Source organism: Streptomyces sp. NBC_00525, from assembly GCF_036346595.1.
Lineage (GTDB): Bacteria > Actinomycetota > Actinomycetes > Streptomycetales > Streptomycetaceae > Streptomyces.
Genome location: NZ_CP107834.1, coordinates 5,065,864 through 5,083,571, shown reverse-complemented (window position 1 = coordinate 5,083,571; position 17,708 = coordinate 5,065,864). Strand labels below are relative to the sequence as shown.

The window sequence follows — 17,708 nt, the reverse complement described above, 5'->3', positions numbered from 1 at the left end:
GACGGGAATTAGGTCCCGTCGACCGGCCCCGACTGTTGAGGTACGGGTCAGCCTCGCGGCTTCTCGCGCATCTCGTACGTCGCGATGACGTCGTCGATCTTGATGTCGTTGAAGTTGCCGAGGTTGATACCGCCCTCGAAGCCTTCGCGGATCTCGGTGACGTCGTCCTTGAAGCGGCGCAGACCGGAGATGGTGAGGTTCTCCGCGACGACCTTGCCGTCGCGCAGCAGGCGCGCCTTGGTGTTGCGCTTGACCTCGCCGGACCGGACGAGCACACCGGCGATGTTGCCCAGCTTGGACGAGCGGAAGATCTCGCGGATCTCCGCCGTACCCAGCTCGACCTCTTCGTACTCCGGCTTGAGCATGCCCTTGAGGGCCGCCTCGATCTCCTCGATCGCCTGGTAGATGACCGAGTAGTAGCGGACGTCCACACCCTCGCGGTCGGCCATCTGCTGCGCACGCCCGGCGGCGCGCACGTTGAAGCCGATCACGATGGCGTCGGAGCCGGTCGCCAGGTCGATGTCCGACTCGGTGACCGCACCCACACCGCGGTGCAGGACCCGGATGTCGACCTCGTCGCCGACGTCGAGCTGGAGCAGCGAGGACTCGAGAGCCTCCACCGAACCGGACGCGTCGCCCTTGATGATGAGGTTGAGTTCCTGGACCAGACCGGCCTTGAGCGCCTCGTCCAGGTTCTCCAGGGAGAACCGGACACCCTTGCGGGCGAAGTTGGCGTTGCGCTCGCGGGCGGCACGCTTCTCGGCGATCTGACGGGCCGTACGGTCCTCGTCGACGACCAGGAAGTTGTCGCCGGCGCCCGGGACGTTGGTGAGACCCAGCACGAGGACGGGGGTCGACGGACCCGCTTCCTCGACGTTCTCGCCCTTGTCGTCGAGCATGGCGCGGACACGGCCGTAGGCGTCGCCGACGACCATCGTGTCGCCGACCCGCAGCGTGCCTCGCTGGACCAGGACGGTCGCGACGGCACCGCGGCCGCGGTCGAGGTGGGACTCGATCGCGATGCCCTGCGCGTCCTGCTCCGGGTTGGCCCGCAGGTCGAGCGAGGCGTCGGCGGTGAGGACGACGGCCTCCAGCAGCTGGTCGATGTGCAGACCCTGCTTGGCGGAGATGTCCACGAACATCGTGTCCCCGCCGTACTCCTCGGCCACCAGCCCGTACTCGGTGAGCTGACCGCGCACCTTGACCGGGTCGGCGCCCTCGACGTCGATCTTGTTGACCGCGACCACGATCGGCACGTCGGCCGCCTTGGCGTGGTTCAGCGCCTCGATCGTCTGGGGCATCACACCGTCGTTCGCCGCCACCACGAGGATCGCGATGTCGGTGGACTTCGCACCGCGGGCACGCATGGCGGTGAACGCCTCGTGACCCGGGGTGTCGATGAAGGTGATCTTCCGCGCCTCGTCGTTGACCTCGGCCGTGACCTGGTAGGCACCGATGTGCTGGGTGATGCCGCCGGCCTCGCCCGCGATGACGTTCGTCTTGCGGATGGCGTCCAGCAGCCGGGTCTTACCGTGGTCGACGTGACCCATGACGGTCACGACCGGCGGACGCGGCACCAGGGCCTCGTCGCCGCCCTCGTCCTCGCCGAACTCGATGTCGAAGGACTCGAGCAGCTCGCGGTCCTCCTCCTCCGGGCTGACGATCTCCAGGACGAAGTTCATCTCGTCCGCGAGAAGCCGGAGCGTCTCGTCGGAGACGGACTGCGTGGCCGTGACCATCTCGCCGAGGTTCATCATGACGCCGACGAGCGACGCCGGGTTGGCGTTGATCTTCTCGGCGAAGTCGGTGAGCGAGGCACCGCGCGACAGGCGGACGGTCTGTCCGTTGCCGCGAGGCAGCATCACGCCGCCGACCGACGGGGCCTGCATGGCCTCGTACTCCTGGCGCCTCTGCCGCTTCGACTTGCGGCCACGACGCGCGGGACCGCCGGGACGGCCGAAGGCGCCCTGTGTGCCACCGCGGCCACCCGGACCACCGGGTCGGCCACCGAAGCCGGGACGACCACCGAAGCCGCCGCCACCACCGGGACGACCCGCGCCGCCGCCACCGCCACCGGGACGGCCGGCGAAGCCGCCGCCACCGCCGCCGGGACCGGCCGGACGACCCGCGAAGCCGCCACCGGGACGACCCGCGCCGCCCGGACGACCGCCGCCGCCGGGACGGCCGCCGGGGCCACCACCGGGACGCGGACCCGCGGCCGGACGCTGCGGCATCATGCCGGGGTTCGGACGGTTACCACCGGGGCCGCCGCCCGGACGGGGCGCCTGCGGACGGGGCATGCCGCCCGGAGTCGGACGGGGACCGCCCTGACCCTGCGGACGCGGCGCGCCACCGGGGCCGCCCTGCGGACGCGGGGCGCCGGGGCGCTCCTGGCCGCCACCGGGGCGCGGGGCGCCGCCGGGACGGGGTGCCTGCGGACGGGACATGCCCGTCGAGCCACCGGAGGTGAAGGGGTTGTTGCCCGGACGGGGACCGGCCGGACGTGCGCCGGGGCGCGGGGCGCCCTGGCCGGCGGGACGCGCGGGGCGCTCGCCGCCGCGGTTGCCGCCCTGCTGGCCGCCACCCTGCTGACCGGCCGGGGCCGGGCGGGCGGGACGGGGGCCGGGGGTCGCGCCGGTCGGGCGCGGGGCCTGCGGCGCGGCCGGCTGTGCCGGGGCCGGGGCCGAGAACTCCGCGGCGGGCACCGGCGTGACCGGGGCCTTCGGCGCGGGCTTCGGGCCCGGACGCGGGCCGGGGGTCGGCGCCGGGGCGGAGGGGGTGCTGCTCCGGGGGGCCTCGGCGGCGGCCGGCTTGGGGGCCGGGGCGCCGGGCTTCGGGGCAGCGGGACGTGCCGCGGCGGCCGGAGACGGCGCCGCGGGCTTGGCAGGGGCGGCCTTGCGGGGCGCGCCCGGCTTCGCAGCGGGCTTGCCGGCGTTGCCGCCGGGCCCCTGCAGTGCGTCAGTCAACTTGCGCACGACCGGCGCCTCGATCGTCGAGGACGCCGAACGGACGAATTCACCGAGTTCTTGGAGCTTGGCCATGACGACCTTGCTCTCCACACCGAACTCCTTGGCGAGTTCGTATACCCGGACCTTAGCCACTTCGCTCCTTTTAGGTCCGGGTTACCGCCGGACCGTCGCTACTTCATGGGCGTACTCATCGCGTACTCATCGAGTGCTCATCGCAATCTCGACCTACTTCCAACTCGCGAGGTACCTGACCGCACGGGGTCCCGTGCCGTTCATTTCTTACGGTGTCACCCGCTCGACGAACCGCTGTACCGCGGTCGGGTCGAACGGCCCCTTGGCCTTGAAGGCCCGGGGGAATGCCCGGCGGCGAACCGCCAGGTCCAGACAGTCGGGGACGGGATGCACGTACGCACCCCGGCCGGGCAGCGTACCGCGAGGATCGGGGACGCAGGCGTCCCCGTCCGCGACGATGCGCAGCAACTCGTTCTTGGCCGCCCGCTCCCGGCATCCCACACAGGTTCGCTCAGGGCAAGCGCGGACGTACGTCCGGCCAGACACGGCTAAGTCTACCTCCCCGCACCGACCTCACCCCTTTGGGGCAAAAATCGAACGTACGTTGTCGTGTTCTCAGCGAGCCGCCGACGTGATCTATTCCCCGGCCCCCGCCCGCGCCGTCCGCCGGCGCCGGCCGGAGGCCGTGCGTCAGCGCCGCTCCGAGCGCTCCCGCGCCCGCTCGGCCCGCTCGCGGTCGGCCACGTCGCGCTCGGCGTCGGTCTCGGTGTCCGGACGGATGTCGATGCGCCAGCCGGTCAGCCGGGCGGCGAGACGGGCGTTCTGGCCCTCCTTGCCGATCGCCAGCGAGAGCTGGTAGTCGGGCACGGTCACCCGCGCGGAGCGGGCGCCCAGGTCCACGACCTCGACCTCGCTCACCCGTGCGGGTGACAGGGCGTTGGCGACCATCTCGGCCGGGTCGTCCGACCAGTCCACGATGTCGATCTTCTCGCCGTGCAGCTCGGCCATCACATTGCGCACGCGTCCGCCCATCGGGCCGATGCAGGCGCCCTTGGCGTTGAGCCCGGAGCGGGTCGAGCGGACCGCGATCTTGGTGCGGTGGCCGGCCTCGCGGGCGATGGCGCAGATCTCCACGGAGCCGTCCGCGATCTCCGGGACCTCCAGCGCGAAGAGCTTCTTCACCAGGTTGGGGTGGGTCCGCGACAGCGTGACGGAGGGGCCGCGCACGCCCTTGGCGACGCGCACGACGTAGGTGCGCAGCCGCAGGCCGTGGGTGTACTCCTCGCCGGGCACCTGCTCCTGCACCGGCAGGATGGCCTCCAGCTTGCCGATGTCCACCAGGACGTTCTTCGGGTCCTTGCCCTGCTGGACGACGCCGGTGACGACATCGCCCTCGTGGCCCGCGTACTCGCCGAACGTCCGGTCGTCCTCGGCGTCGCGCAGCCGCTGGAGGATGACCTGCTTGGCGGTGGTCGCGGCGATCCGGCCGAAGCCCGACGGGGTGTCGTCGAACTCCTTGGGCTCCTGGCCCTCCTCCAGATCGGCCGCGTCCTCCTTGGCCCACACCGTCACATGGCCGCGCTCGTCCAGCTCCACGCGCGCCCTGCGGTGGCTGCCGTCCGTGCGGTGGTACGCGATGAGGAGGGCCGACTCGATCGCCTCGACGAGGACGTCGAACGGGATCTCCTTGTCCTGCGCCAAGCCCTTCAGGAGCTTCACGTCGATGTCCACGGCTACGCCTCCTCTTCCTTCTTGTCCTTGCGGTTGAATTCCAGCTCCACGCGAGCCCTGGCGATCTCGTCGAAGGCGATCCGGCGGGCGGTGGGCTTGCGCCCCTTGACGCCCGGCACCTCCAGGTCGAGACCGTCCTCGTCGACCGCCAGGACGCGGGCGACCAGCTCGCCGCCCTCGCGCGGCGTCAGCCGGACCAGCCGGCCGGTGGCGCGTACGTAGTGGCGGTGCTCCGTCAGCGGGCGGTCGGCACCGGGGGAACTGACCTCCAGGACGTACTCGTCCTCGCCCATGGCGTCGGTCTCGTCGAGCTTCGCGGAGATCGCGCGGCTCAGCTCCGCGCAGGCGTCCAGCTCCACACCCTCATCGGAATCCACGACGATCCGCAGCACCCGGCGGCGGCCTGCCCGCGAGATGTCGATCTCTTCCAGATCCAGCTGCTCGGCGCTGACGAGCGGTTCGACCAGCCCGCGCAGCCTCTCGCTCTGGGTGGTGCTCATCCGGGTGACTCCTCGGCCGCGTGTGCTGTTGTGGGATCTCGCGTGTCTGGATCAAAGGGTATCCGGTCGCAGAGGGTGTTGCTGTCCGCCGGTCCCCCGAGCGCGGGTACGCTCACAGGCGGTGATCACTTCCGGACAGATCCAGTCACAACAGATCCAGCCCGAAGGAGAACAGGTGCGGCGCACGGGGACGACGCGCAGGAACGCGCTCGCGATGACGGGCGCGCTCGCCGCCGCTGCGGTGCTCCCGGGCTGCGGAAGCGACGCGGACGACGACACGGGCGATGCCCGCGAGGACGCCACGCACGGCGCCGCCCCGGCCCGCGCGGAGAAGGCGCTGCGCGCCGGTGCCGCCCGCACCGCGGCGGGCCTGCTCGCCGGTTACGAGCACGTGCTCACCGCCCATCCCGCGACGGCGGCCGCGCTCACCCCGATGCGCGACGCGGCCCGCGCCCACCTCGCGGCGGTCTCCTCCGGGAAGGCCCCCGCGCTCGGCATGGCCCGCTCCCGCGCCACCGGCCCGGCCGCCGCCGTCCGGGAACTGGCCGCGGCCGAGCGCGAGGCGGCGGACGCCTACACCGCGCTGCTCCCGGAGGCGCCCGGTGAACTGGCCCGGCTGCTCGCCTCGGTGGCCGCCGCCTGCGCGGCGCACGCCTACCTGCTGACCGAACTGGCCAAGGAGACCCCGGCATGAGCGACGGCAAGAGCGACGGCCCCCTGGCGGCGGCGCAGGCGGCGCTGGCCGCCGAGCACGCCGCCGTCTACGGCTACGGCGTCGCGGGCGGCCGGGTCACCGCCGCCCGCAGGCCCGAGGCGACCGCCGCGCACCACGCCCACCGCGCCCGGCGCGACGCGCTGGTGCGCACGGTCCGGGACCTGGGCGGGGAGCCGGTGGCCGCGGAGGCCGCCTACGCCCTGCCGTTCGCGGTGCCGGACGCGGCGGCCGCCGTCCGGCTCGCCGCCGTCCTGGAGGACCGGGTCGCGTACGTCTACTCCGACCTGGTCAGGGCCGCCGACGGCGCGCTGCGGCGCAGCGCGGCGGAGGCGCTGCGGGAGGCCGCGGTGCGCGCGGCGCGCTGGCGGGGCAGCGGCGTACCCTTTCCCGGGCTCGCCGAGCGGACCGGGGCGAAAGCCGGGACGGACGCGAGGGCGGGCGCCGCGCACTGAAGAGGCGCACCGGCACAGGCGGCAGAGGGCTTGGAAGGGACAGACAGCACGTATGGGTTTTGAACCGCCGCAGCGTCTGGTGCGAGCGCTCGGCGAGTCGTACGGGGATACGGCCGCCGGGGACTGGCTCGCGGGGCTTCCCGGACTGATCGAACGGGCGCTGGCCGCGACCGGGCGCGCCCCGGTCGTGGAGCGGGTCGCGGCCCCCGGCGGGCGCAGCAGTCTGGTCCTGCTGGTCCGGGGGGCCGACGGCACCCCGGCGGCGCTGAAGCTCGCCCCGGCCGGGGCCGCGCCCGACCTGGAGCGGGCGGCGCTGGCGCACTGGAACGGCTGGGGGGCGGTGCGGCCGCTCGATCCGGTGAACGGCGGGCGGCCGGTGGAGGGCGCGCTGCTGCTGGAGCGGCTGCACCCGGAGGTGTCGCTGCGGTCGCTGCCGGAGGCGAAGGCGCTGTTGGAGGCGGCCGGGACGGTGCGCAGGCTGTGGGTGGACCCGCCGGCCGGGCATCCCTTCGAGACGGTCGCCGAGCGCAGCGGGCGGCGTACGGAGGCGATGGGCGCCGCCGCCGCTTCCGACCCGGCGCTGGAATCGCTGGTGGCGGCGGCGCTGGCGGCCCGTGCGGAGCTGGTGGCCGGTTCGCCGGAGACGCTGCTGCTGCACGGCAACTTCCGGCAGAGCAAGGTTCTCGCGGGTGAGCGGGCGCCCTGGCTGACGGTCGGGCCCGAGCCGCTGGTCGGTGAGCGGGCGTACGACCTGGCGCGGCTGGTGCGGGACCGGGTGGAGGATCTGATCGCCTCGTCCGCGGGGGCGGCGACGGCCCGGCGCCGGATCAGGAAGCTGGCGGACTCGCTGGAGGTGGACCAGGACCGGCTGCACGGCTGGACGCTGTTCCGTGCCGTGGAGTCGGGCACCCGCGCGCTGGCGGCCGGGCGCCGTCAGGAGGGCGAAGTGACGCTGGAGTTCGCGGGCTGGCTGTAGGGGGTGTCTGACGAATCCCCCCAGGTCCGGGGCGCGCGCGAGGGCCCCGCACGGAGTGTTCCGTGCGGGGCCCTCGCGGATGGCGGGTGTCAGTCCTGCCGCTGGGTGAGGCGGGCGATCGCCTCGTCGACGGTCAGCTCCTCGCGTTCGCCGGTGCGGCGGTCCTTGAGCTCCAGGACGCCCTCGGCCGAACGGCGGCCGGCGACCAGGATCTTCGGGACGCCGATCAGCTCGGAGTCGGTGAACTTGACGCCGGGCGAGACTCCGGCGCGGTCGTCCACCAGGACGCGCAGACCGGCGGCGGCCAGCTTGTCGGAGACCTCCAGGGCCAGTTCGGTCTGCAGGGCCTTGCCGGCGGCGACCACGTGGACGTCGGCCGGGGCGACCTCGCGGGGCCAGCACAGGCCCTTGTCGTCGGCGGTCTGCTCGGCGAGGGCGGCCACCGCGCGGGAGACGCCGATGCCGTACGAGCCCATCGTGACGCGGACGGGCTTGCCCTGCTGGCCGAGGACGTCGAGCGAGAAGATGTCGGCGTACTTGCGGCCGAGCTGGAAGATGTGGCCGATCTCGATGGCACGGTCCACCTGGAGGCCGGCGCCGCACTTGGGGCAGGGGTCGCCCGCCTCGACCACGACGACGTCCAGGTAGTCGTCCACCTCGAAGTCGCGGCCGGCGACGACGTTGCGGACGTGCTTGCCGTCCTTGTTGGCGCCGGTGATCCAGGCGGTGCCGGCGGCGACGCGGGGGTCGGCGATGTAGCGGACCTTCTCCAGGCCCTGCGGGCCGACGTAGCCGCGCACCAGGTCGGGGCGGTCCACGAAGTCCTCGGCGGTGACCAGCTCGACGACGGCCGGCGCCAGGTGCTCGCCGAGCTTGCCGAGGTCGACCTCGCGGTCGCCGGGCACGCCCACCGCGACGATCTCGCCGTCCACCTTGACCAGCAGGTTCTTCAGGGTGGCGGAGGCCGGCACGCCGAGGTGGGCGGCCAGCGACTCGATGGTCGGGGTGTCGGGGGTGTCCAGTTCCTCGACGGGGCCCGTGCCGGAGGCGTCGGCGGCGGTGGCGTTGAAGGTGACGGCCTCGGTGTTGGCCGCGTAGTCGCAGTTCGGGCAGTCGACGAAGGTGTCCTCGCCGGCGGGTGCCGGGGCCAGGAACTCCTCGGACGCGGAGCCGCCCATGGCGCCGGAGACCGCGGAGACGATGCGGTGGTCCAGGCCGAGCCGTTCGAAGATGCGGATGTAGGCGGCGCGGTGCAGCTGGTACGCCTCGACCAGGCCCTCGTCGGTGGTGTCGAAGGAGTACGAGTCCTTCATCTGGAACTCGCGGCCGCGCAGCACACCGGCGCGGGGGCGGGCCTCGTCGCGGTACTTCGTCTGGATCTGGTAGAGGATGACCGGCAGGTCCTTGTAGGACGAGCACATGTCCTTGACGACCTGGGTGAAGATCTCCTCGTGGGTGGGGCCCAGGAGGTAGTCGGAGCCCTTGCGGTCCTTGAGCCGGAACAGCAGGTCGCCGTACTCGTCGTACCGGCCGCTGGCCTCGTACGGCTCCTTGGGCAGGAGCGCGGGGAGCAGGACCTCCTGGCCGCCGATGGCGTCCATCTCCTCGCGGACGACGCGGGTGATGTTCTCCAGGACCTTCTTGCCGAGCGGCAGCCAGGTCCAGATTCCGGCGGCGGTGCGTCGTACGTAGCCGGCTCGGACGAGGAGCTTGTGGTTGAGCGTCTCGGCGTCCGCCGGGTCGTCGCGCAGTGTCTTGATCATCAATCGGGACATGCGCTGGACCTGGGCCATGGTGAACTCCTGCTCGGAAGGTTGATGGGCCCGAGGTTAGCGGGGCGGCCCGTGCGGGCGGAAATCCATTCAGCCCGCACGGCGCAGCGGAAGGGGCGCTCCCATCACCGCGTAGGGCTTCGGGGCGCTCGGGAAGACGACCTGGCGGGCGAGGTCGTGGTAGCCGAGGGAGCGGTAGAGGGCGCGGGCCGGGCTGTCGGTGTCGATGGCGGAGAGGATCGAGCGGGGCTGGGGGACGGCGTCCGTGACGGTGGTGATGAGGGCGCGGCCGATGCCCCGGTTCTGGAAGGCGGGGTGGACGTGGAGTTCGGTGATGACGAAGGAGTCGTCGAGCCAGTGGGCGCTGTGGGTGGCGCGGAGGTAGGGCTCGACGACGGTGGACCACCACTGGGCCCGGTCGTTGGGCATGCCGTAGACGAAGCCGGTGAGCCGGCCCTCGGGCGTCAGGGCGCCGAGTGCGCGGGCGTGCGGGTGGTCGAGGTGGCGGAGGACGATGTGGCGGCGGACCTCGATCTCCTCGGCGCCCAGGCCGAAGGCGACGGCCTGGACCGCGAGCGCCTCGTCGACGCGCGCGGCGAGGTCGATCGGCCCGACCCGGACGCCGGTGGTGCGGGGGCCGCTCCCGGAAGCTGCTGCCATGAGCCGACCCTACTGTCCGGGCCGCCGGGGCGGGGGCGGCTCAGAACAGGACGCTCATGAAGGCGCCGGTCTCGCGGAAGCCGATGCGGCGGTAGGCCCTGCGGGCGGGGGTGTTGTAGTCGTTGACGTAGAGGCTGACGACCGGGGCGACGTCGGCGAGCGCGTAGCGCAGGACGGCGGCCATGCCGGTCTCGGAGAGGCCGCGGCCGCGGTGTTCGGGGGCGACCCACACGCCCTGGATCTGGCACGCCTGGGGGGTGGCGGCGCCGATCTCCGCCTTGAAGACGACCTTGCCGTCGTCGATGCGGGCGAAGGAGCGGCCTGCGGCGATGAGTTCGGCGACGCGGGCCTGGTAGAGGAGGCCGCCGTCGCCGGCCAGCGGGGAGACGCCGACCTCCTCGGTGAACATGTCCACGCAGGCGGGCATCAGGACGTCCATCTCGTCCTTGCGGACGCGGCGCACGAGCGGGTCGGGTTCCACGTCGGCGGACGGGCTCTCGGTGACCATCAGGGGCTGGTTGGCCCGGACCTCGCGGGCGGGGCCCCAGCCGGGTTCCAGGAGCCGCCACAGCTGGGCGGTGGGCTCGGCGGGGCCGACGATCGAGGAGCAGCGGCGGCCGGCCCGGCGGGCGCGTTCGGCGAAGGCGCGTACGGCTTCGGGCCCTGCGCAGATGGGGACGAGGTTGGCGCCCGAGTAGCACAGGGAGCGGAGCCGGCCGTCGGCGTACCAGCCCCACATCTCGCCGCCCAGGCGCCAGGGGTCGAGTCCGGCGATGTGGACGCGGGACGTCACGAAGGCGTTGGCCACGGGCTCGCTCTCCAGTACGGCGAGAGCGGCGCCGAGGTCGCTGGGTTCGAGGACCCGGGTGGTGGTGTGCGTCAACACGTGGGGGCCTCACCATGCGGTCTGCTGATTTCCGCACTGTAACCGAAGAGCCTGTCGGCCGCGCCCCGTGCCCGGTATCGGCTGTGCGCGAAGGCGGTGAGCCCGCTCACGGACGGCGCCCCGCGGAGGGTTCCTCGCGGGGCGCTGCCGGGTGTTGCGGGGTTGTCGCGGAGTTGTCGCGGGGGTTCAGCCGATGGCGACCTGGGGCTCGCCGGAGGCGATGCCGTCCTTCTCCATCTGCTCGGCGATCTTCATGGCCTCTTCGATGAGGGTCTCCACGATCTTGGACTCGGGCACGGTCTTGATGACCTCGCCCTTGACGAAGATCTGGCCCTTGCCGTTGCCGGAGGCGACGCCGAGGTCGGCCTCGCGGGCCTCGCCGGGGCCGTTGACGACGCAGCCCATGACGGCGACGCGCAGCGGGACCTCCATGCCCTCCAGGCCGGCGCTGACCTGGTCGGCGAGCTTGTAGACGTCGACCTGGGCGCGGCCGCAGGAGGGGCAGGAGACGATCTCCAGGCGGCGCTGGCGCAGGTTCAGCGATTCCAGGATCTGGATGCCGACCTTGACCTCCTCGGCGGGCGGTGCCGAGAGGGAGACGCGGATGGTGTCGCCGATGCCCTCGCTGAGCAGGGCGCCGAAGGCGACGGCCGACTTGATGGTGCCCTGGAAGGCGGGGCCGGCCTCGGTGACGCCGAGGTGGAGCGGGTAGTCGCACTGGGCGGCGAGCTGGCGGTAGGCGTTGACCATGACGACCGGGTCGTTGTGCTTGACCGAGATCTTGATGTCGCGGAAGTCGTGCTCCTCGAAGAGGGACGCCTCCCAGAGCGCCGACTCGACGAGGGCCTCGGGGGTGGCCTTGCCGTACTTCTGGAGCAGCCGGGCGTCCAGCGAACCGGCGTTGACGCCGATGCGGATCGGCGTGCCGGCGGCCTTCGCGGCGCGCGCGATCTCCTTGACCTTGTCGTCGAACTGCTTGATGTTGCCCGGGTTGACGCGCACCGCGGCGCAGCCGGCGTCGATCGCGGCGAAGACGTACTTCGGCTGGAAGTGGATGTCGGCGATCACCGGGATCTGCGATTTCGACGCGATGGTCTTCAGGGCGTCGGCGTCGTCCTGCGTGGGGCAGGCCACGCGGACGATCTGGCAGCCGGAGGCCGTGAGTTCGGCGATCTGCTGAAGCGTGGCGCCGATGTCCGACGTACGCGTGGTCGTCATCGACTGCACCGAGACCGGCGCGTCTCCGCCGACCGCCACCGATCCGACCTGGATCTGTCGGCTGACCCGCCGTTCGGCGAGCTTGGTCGGAACGGCGGGCATTCCGAGAGAAATCGCAGTCATGCGCTGAGCATCCCCAAGGTGTGGATCGAGGTCCCGGTATCGGCGGGCTCCGGCCTTCGAGGTTACGTCACCGAGAGCGGCCGGGAGCACACCGAGTCCGTGCTCGTACAGATGTCGGACCGGTCGGACGCGCCCCGCGCATCACCCGTCACTCGTGGTGCACCGGGCGCGTCCGCCGCCCCGGTCACGTGATCTTGACGGGATTGACCACGTCGGCGACGAGGACGAGCAGGGTGAAGCAGATGAAGACGCCGGCGACGACGTAGGCGACCGGCATCAGCTTGGCCACGTCGAACGGGCCGGGGTCGGGGCGCTTGAAGATCCGGGCCGTGTGGCGGCGCAGCGCTTCCCAGAGGGCTCCGGCGATGTGGCCGCCGTCGAGCGGGAGCAGCGGCAGCATGTTGAAGAGGAACAGCGAGAGGTTGAAGCCGGCCAGCAGGAACAGCATCATCGCGATCTGGTTCTCCGCCGGCACGTCCAGCGTCATCACCTCGCCGCCGATGCGGGCCGCGCCGACGACGCCGACCGGGGAGTCGGCCGCGCGCTCGCCGTCGCCGAAGGCGGCGTCCCACAGGGCGGGGATCTTGGAGGGCAGGGCGATGATCGAGTCGACGCCGTTCTCCACCATGTCGCCCATGCGGACGACGGAGTCGCCGAAGGAGAGCGGCAGGATCTCCCACTGGGCGGCGAAGCCGAGGTAGCCGGCGGTGACGTACTCGCCGGGGACGGTCTCGCCGCGGGAGTCCTTCTTGGCGACGGCGTTCTTCAGGAGGACGGCGTGGAGGGTCTTCTCCTGTCCGCCGCGCTCGACGGTGATGGTGGCGGGGCCGACGGTGTCGCGGATGCGGTCGGAGAGGGTGTCCCAGGAGTCGATCCGCTCGCCGTCGAAGGCGACGATCCGGTCGCCCTTCTTGAGTCCGGCGGCCTGGGCGGGCGAGACGGCGTCGGACTTCTTGCAGGTCTCCCGTTCCTCGCTCTGCGGGATGACGCACTTCTGGACGCCGGCGACCTCGGTGGTGTTGGTCTGGAAACCGAAGGTCATGGCGACGCCGAGGAAGATCGCCACGGCCAGGACCAGGTTCATGAAGGGTCCGGCGAACATGACGATGACGCGCTTCCAGGGTTTGCGCGTGTAGAACAGGCGGGTCTCGTCGCCGGGTTCCAGTTCCTCGTAGGCGGCGGATCTGGCGTCCTCGATCATGCCGCGCCAGGGCGAGGTGGAGCGGGCTTCGAGCCGGCCGTCCTTGCCGGGCGGGAACATGCCGATCATGCGGATGTAGCCGCCGGCCGGGATGGCCTTGATGCCGTACTCGGTGTCGCCCTTCTTGCGGGACCAGATGGTGGGGCCGAAGCCGACCATGTACTGGGGGACGCGGATGCCGAAGAGCTTGGCGGTCGAGAGGTGGCCCAGTTCGTGCCAGGCGATGGAGAAGAGCAGACCGAACGCGAAGACGGCGATGCCGAGAATCGTCAGCAGGATCGTCGTCATGCTCATGCGCGTGCCTCCGCTGTGGCCTTGGCCGAGAGTTCCCGGGCCCGGGCGCGCGCCCAGGTCTCCGCTTCAAGTACGTCCGCGACGGTGAGGGAAGTTCCCGAGGCGGGCGATCCGTGTTCGCCCACCACCGCGGTGACCGTGTCCATGATGCCGTTGAAGGGCAGCTTCCCGGCCAGGAACGCGTCGACGCACTCCTCGTTGGCGGCGTTGAAGACGGCGGGCGCGGTGCCGCCCAGTTCGCCGACGTGCCGGGCGAGGCCGACGGACGGGAACGCCTCGTCGTCCAGCGGGAAGAACTCCCAGGACGACGCCTTGGTCCAGTCGAAGGCGGGGGCGGCGCCGGGCACGCGCTGCGGCCAGCCGATGCCGATGGCGATCGGGCCCGACATGTCGGGCGGGGTGGCCTGGGCGAGGGTGGAGCCGTCGGTGAACTCGACCATGGAGTGCACGTACGACTGGGGGTGCACGACGACCTCGATGCGGTCGAAGGGGATGTCGTAGAGCAGGTGGGCCTCGATGACTTCGAGGCCCTTGTTGACGAGGGTCGCCGAGTTGACGGTGATGACCGGGCCCATGGCCCAGGTGGGGTGGGCGAGGGCCTGCTCGCGGGTGACGTCGGACAGTTCGTCCCTGGTGCGGCCGCGGAACGGGCCGCCGGACGCGGTGACGACGAGCTTGCGCACATCGGCGCGGGTGCCGGCGGCGAGGGCCTGGAAGAGCGCGGCGTGCTCCGAGTCGACGGGGATGATCTGCCCCGGCGCGGCGAGCGCCTTGACCAGGGGGCCGCCGACGATCAGCGACTCCTTGTTGGCGAGGGCCAGGGTGCGGCCGGCCCGGAGCGCGGCGAGGGTGGGGGCGAGGCCGATGGAGCCGGTGATGCCGTTGAGGACGGTGTGGCAGTCGCTCGCGGCCAGCTCGCTCGCCGCGTCGGGCCCGGCGAGGATCTCGGGGAGCGGCGCGGCCGTCCCGTACGCGTGCCGCAGGGCCTCGCGCAGGGCGGGTACGGCCTCGGTCGAGGCCACCGCGACCGTGCGCACGTCCAGCCGGTGCGCCTGCTCGGCGAGGAGGCCGACCCGGCTGCCGGCCGCGGAGAGCGCGGTGACGCGGAAGCGGTCGGGGTTGCGCAGCACCAGGTCGATGGCCTGGGTGCCGACGGAACCGGTGGAGCCGAGGATGACGAGATCCCGGCGACCCTCCCGGGCGTCGAAGACGAGGTGCGGGTCGGCGAGAGGTGCGGGGCTGTCGGTCATGCGCCCCATTGTCGCCGCTCGTTCCGGGTGCGGGGACAGGGGCGTCCCGGTGGCGGCCGCGGGTGTCCGCCGCCGTCCCCGTCCCCGCCCGGTCCCCGCACCCGTTCCGTCAGCCGGTGACGGCGGCGAATGCCTCGTGGAAGCCGGGGAACGTCTTCCGTACGCAGCCGGGGTCGTCGAACGTGATGCCGGGGGTGCACAGTCCGGCGACGGCGAAGGACATCACGATGCGGTGGTCGCCGTGGGTCTCGATCTCCACGGGCCGGGGCGTGCCGGGCCGGATCTCGATCCAGTCGGGTCCGGTGGCGACGGTGATGCCCATGCGCCGCAGGTTGTCCGCGCAGGCCTCCAGCCGGTCGCACTCCTTGACGCGGGTGTTGCCGACGTCCTCGATGCGGACGGGCCCGGAGGCGAAGGGGGCGATCGCGGCGAGGGTGGGCATGGTGTCGGAGATGTCGCGCATGTTGACGGTGACGCCGCTCAGGGTGCCGGTGGAGCGGACGGTGGTGGAGTCGGCCGTCATGTGTACGTCGGCGCCCATCCGGCGCAGGACGTCGGTGAACCGCAGGTCGCCCTGGAGGGCGCCCTCGCCGAGGCCGGGGACGGTGATCTCGCGGCCGGTGAGGGCGGCGGCGGCGAAGAAGTAGCTCGCGGTGGAGGCGTCGGGTTCGACGGCGTAGGTGGTGGCGCGGTAGCCGCCGGGCGGCACGGTGAAGACGGTGCCGCCGGGGCCTTCGCGGGTGACCTCGACGCCGAAGGAGCGCATCATCGCGAGGGTGATCTCGATGTAGGGCGCCGAGACGAGGTCGGTGACGGTGATCCGCAGTCCGGTCGCGGTGAGCGGTCCGAGCATCAGCAGGGCGGTGAGGTACTGGCTGGACTGGCCGGCGTCCAGGGTGAGTTCGCCGCCCTTGATGCCGGCGGCCTCGATGCGCAGCGGGTGGTGGCCCTCGGCCTCCTCGTGGCGCAGGTCGACGCCGAGGGTGCGCAGGGCCTCGGTGAGCGGGGCGAGGGGCCGGCGGCGCATCTGCGCGGAGGCGTCGAAGCGGTAGCTGCCGCGGGCGCCGGCCGCCGCGAGGGTCGGCAGGAAGCGGGCGGTGGTGGCGCCGTCCCGGCAGTAGACGTCGGCCTCGGTGGCGGCGGGCCCGGCCGGGCGGCCGGTGATGTGCCAGACGTCGGCCTCGCGCTCCACCTCGTAGCCGAGCGCGGTCAGCCCGGCGGCGAACCCCTCGGTGTCGTCGGAGGCGAGGGGGCGTACGAGCGTGCTGCGGCCGTTCGCGGCGGCGGCCAGGAAGAGGGCGCGCGCGGTGACGGACTTGGAACCGGGGACATGGATGACGGTCACGGGCGTCCATCCTGCCGTGGACCGGACGGCGCGGCGGGGCGCGTCCAGTCGCTGGACGCGCCCCGCCGCGCGGTGCCGGGTTCTAGAGGGCGAGTCCGGTGAGGACCAGGACGCGCTCGTAGGTGTAGTCGTCCATCGCGTAGCGGACGCCCTCGCGGCCGACGCCGGACTGCTTGGCCCCGCCGTACGGCATCTGGTCGGCACGGTACGAGGGGACGTCGCCGATGATCACGCCGCCGACCTCCAGCGCGCGGTGGGCGCGGAAGGCGGCCTGCACGTCGTGCGTGAACACGCCCGCCTGGAGCCCGTACTGCGAGGCGTTCACGGCGGCGAACGCGGCGGCCTCGCCGTCCACCTTCTGCACGGAGAGGACGGGGCCGAAGACCTCCTCGGTGGCGAGGGTGACGCCTTCGGGCAGGTCGGTGAGGACGGTCGGCGCGTACGACGACCCGTCGCGCTTGCCGCCCGCGTGGAGCCGGGCCCCTGCGGCGACGGCCTCGTCCACCCAGGACTCGACGCGCCGGGCGGCGGCCTCGTCCACGAGCGGGCCGACGTCGGTGGTGGGGTCGGCGGGGTCGCCGGTGACCTGGGCCTCCACGGCGGCGACGATCCTGGGCAGCAGCCGGTCGTACACGGTGGCGTCCGCGATGACGCGCTGCACGGAGATGCAGGACTGGCCGCCCTGGTAGTTGGAGAAGGTCGCGATGCGGGAGGCGGCCCAGTCCAGGTCCTCGTCGCAGGCGTAGTCGCCGAGCACCACGGCCGCGCCGTTGCCGCCGAGTTCCAGCGTGCAGTGCTTGCGGGGCACCGAGTCCATGATCGCGTAGCCGACCGGGGCGGAACCGGTGAAGGAGATCACGGGCAGCCGCTCGTCCTGGACCAGGGCGGGCATCCGGTCGTTGGGCACCGTGAGGACGGACCAGGAACCGGCTGGCAGGTCCGTCTCGGCCAGCAGCTCGCCCAGCACCAGCGAGGAGATCGGGGTGGCCGGGGCCGGCTTCAGGATGATCGGGACGCCCACGGCGATGGCCGGGGCGACCTTGTGGGCGCTGAGGTTCAGCGGGAAGTTGAAGGGCGCGATGCCGAGGACGGTGCCGCGCGGGAAGCGCCGGGTCAGGGCGAGCCGGCCGGTGCCGCCGGCGTCGGTGTCCAGGCGCTGGGCGTCGCCGCCGTTGAACCGGCGGGCCTCCTCGGAGGCGAAGCGGAAGACGGAGACGGCCCGCCCGACCTCGCCGCGCGCCCACTTGATCGGCTTGCCGTTCTCGGCGGAGATCAGCTGGGCCAGTTCCTCGGTGCGCTCGGCGAGGCGGCGGGCGACGTGGTCCAGCGCGGCGGCCCGGACATGGGCCGGGGTCGCGGCGAACTCCTCGCGCACGGCGTGCGCGGCGGCGACGGCCTCCTCGACCTGGGCCTCGGTCGGGACGCCGACCGTGCCGACGAGACGCCCGTCCCAGGGGTTGGTGACGTCGAAGCTTTCCTCGCCGGTGGCCTGACGGCCGGCCAGCCAGAACGCGTGGGTGGAGGTCATGGAGTTCCGGCCCTTCGATGGCGTGGGGTGTGTGCGCCCCACGGTAGGGCCGCGCGGGCCGCCTGGCGCTTGTCCG

General features: G+C 72.7%; 15 protein-coding genes. 3 read left to right on the top strand and 12 right to left on the bottom strand.

Features of this window, described 5'->3' with window-relative positions; genetic code table 11:
• Positions 1-47 precede the first annotated feature (47 nt).
• The 4 genes from infB to rimP all read right to left on the bottom strand — a co-directional run bounded on the left by infB (position 48) and on the right by rimP (position 5,212).
• Entirely contained in the window at positions 48-3,101 is a 3,054-nt protein-coding gene (gene infB, locus OG710_RS22800) for a translation initiation factor IF-2 (RefSeq protein WP_330240958.1), read from the bottom strand.
• Positions 3,102-3,248: 147 nt separating this feature from the next.
• The gene (locus tag OG710_RS22795) at positions 3,249-3,527 is read right to left on the bottom strand and encodes a YlxR family protein (protein WP_199563603.1); all 279 of its coding nucleotides are present in this window, start codon (positions 3,525-3,527) and stop codon (positions 3,249-3,251) included.
• A gap of 144 nt (positions 3,528-3,671) precedes the next feature.
• Positions 3,672-4,712, bottom strand: coding sequence for a transcription termination factor NusA (nusA, locus tag OG710_RS22790; RefSeq protein WP_330240957.1), 1,041 nt, complete (start codon positions 4,710-4,712; stop codon positions 3,672-3,674).
• Positions 4,713-4,714: 2 nt separating this feature from the next.
• The gene (gene rimP, locus OG710_RS22785; protein WP_330240956.1) at positions 4,715-5,212 is read right to left on the bottom strand and encodes a ribosome maturation factor RimP; all 498 of its coding nucleotides are present in this window, start codon (positions 5,210-5,212) and stop codon (positions 4,715-4,717) included.
• A 175-nt stretch (positions 5,213-5,387) separates the two neighbouring features.
• Between rimP and OG710_RS22780 the strand changes: the two genes are divergently transcribed.
• The 3 genes from OG710_RS22780 to OG710_RS22770 are packed head-to-tail and all read left to right on the top strand — an operon-like array spanning position 5,388 to position 7,355.
• Positions 5,388-5,906, top strand: a complete 519-nt coding sequence (locus OG710_RS22780; protein WP_330242321.1) for a hypothetical protein — start codon at positions 5,388-5,390, stop codon at positions 5,904-5,906.
• Positions 5,903-6,379, top strand: coding sequence for a ferritin-like domain-containing protein (locus OG710_RS22775; protein WP_330240955.1), 477 nt, complete (start codon positions 5,903-5,905; stop codon positions 6,377-6,379). Before OG710_RS22780 ends, OG710_RS22775 begins: the two co-directional genes overlap by 4 nt.
• A 52-nt stretch (positions 6,380-6,431) precedes the next feature.
• Positions 6,432-7,355 carry an aminoglycoside phosphotransferase family protein gene (locus tag OG710_RS22770; RefSeq protein WP_330240954.1) on the top strand — a complete coding sequence of 308 codons (924 nt, stop codon included), beginning with the start codon at positions 6,432-6,434 and terminating at the stop codon, positions 7,353-7,355.
• A gap of 89 nt (positions 7,356-7,444) precedes the next feature.
• On the opposite strand, the gene OG710_RS22765 is transcribed toward OG710_RS22770, so the two are convergent.
• From OG710_RS22765 to OG710_RS22730, 8 genes are all read right to left on the bottom strand, one after another.
• Complete coding sequence (locus OG710_RS22765; RefSeq protein ID WP_330240953.1) at positions 7,445-9,148, bottom strand: proline--tRNA ligase; 1,704 nt, start codon at positions 9,146-9,148, stop codon at positions 7,445-7,447.
• Between the two features lie 69 nt (positions 9,149-9,217).
• Complete coding sequence (locus OG710_RS22760; RefSeq protein ID WP_330240952.1) at positions 9,218-9,787, bottom strand: GNAT family N-acetyltransferase; 570 nt, start codon at positions 9,785-9,787, stop codon at positions 9,218-9,220.
• Positions 9,788-9,827: 40 nt separating this feature from the next.
• Positions 9,828-10,673: a GNAT family N-acetyltransferase gene (locus OG710_RS22755; RefSeq protein WP_330240951.1), complete on the bottom strand. Its 846-nt coding sequence runs from the start codon at positions 10,671-10,673 to the stop codon at positions 9,828-9,830.
• A gap of 186 nt (positions 10,674-10,859) precedes the next feature.
• A complete protein-coding gene (ispG, locus tag OG710_RS22750) occupies positions 10,860-12,014 on the bottom strand; it encodes a flavodoxin-dependent (E)-4-hydroxy-3-methylbut-2-enyl-diphosphate synthase (protein ID WP_111338504.1) in 1,155 nt (384 codons plus the stop codon).
• Positions 12,015-12,198: 184 nt separating this feature from the next.
• On the bottom strand, positions 12,199-13,509 hold the full coding sequence (locus OG710_RS22745) for a M50 family metallopeptidase (RefSeq protein ID WP_111338503.1): 1,311 nt from the start codon (positions 13,507-13,509) through the stop codon (positions 12,199-12,201).
• A complete protein-coding gene (gene dxr / locus OG710_RS22740; protein ID WP_111338502.1) occupies positions 13,506-14,759 on the bottom strand; it encodes a 1-deoxy-D-xylulose-5-phosphate reductoisomerase in 1,254 nt (417 codons plus the stop codon). Before dxr ends, OG710_RS22745 begins: the two co-directional genes overlap by 4 nt.
• Before the next feature lie 109 nt (positions 14,760-14,868).
• Complete coding sequence (aroA, locus tag OG710_RS22735) at positions 14,869-16,104, bottom strand: 3-phosphoshikimate 1-carboxyvinyltransferase (RefSeq protein ID WP_330240950.1); 1,236 nt, start codon at positions 16,102-16,104, stop codon at positions 14,869-14,871.
• A gap of 82 nt (positions 16,105-16,186) precedes the next feature.
• Positions 16,187-17,632: an aldehyde dehydrogenase family protein gene (locus OG710_RS22730; RefSeq protein ID WP_330240949.1), complete on the bottom strand. Its 1,446-nt coding sequence runs from the start codon at positions 17,630-17,632 to the stop codon at positions 16,187-16,189.
• Between the last annotated feature and the right edge of the window lie 76 nt (positions 17,633-17,708).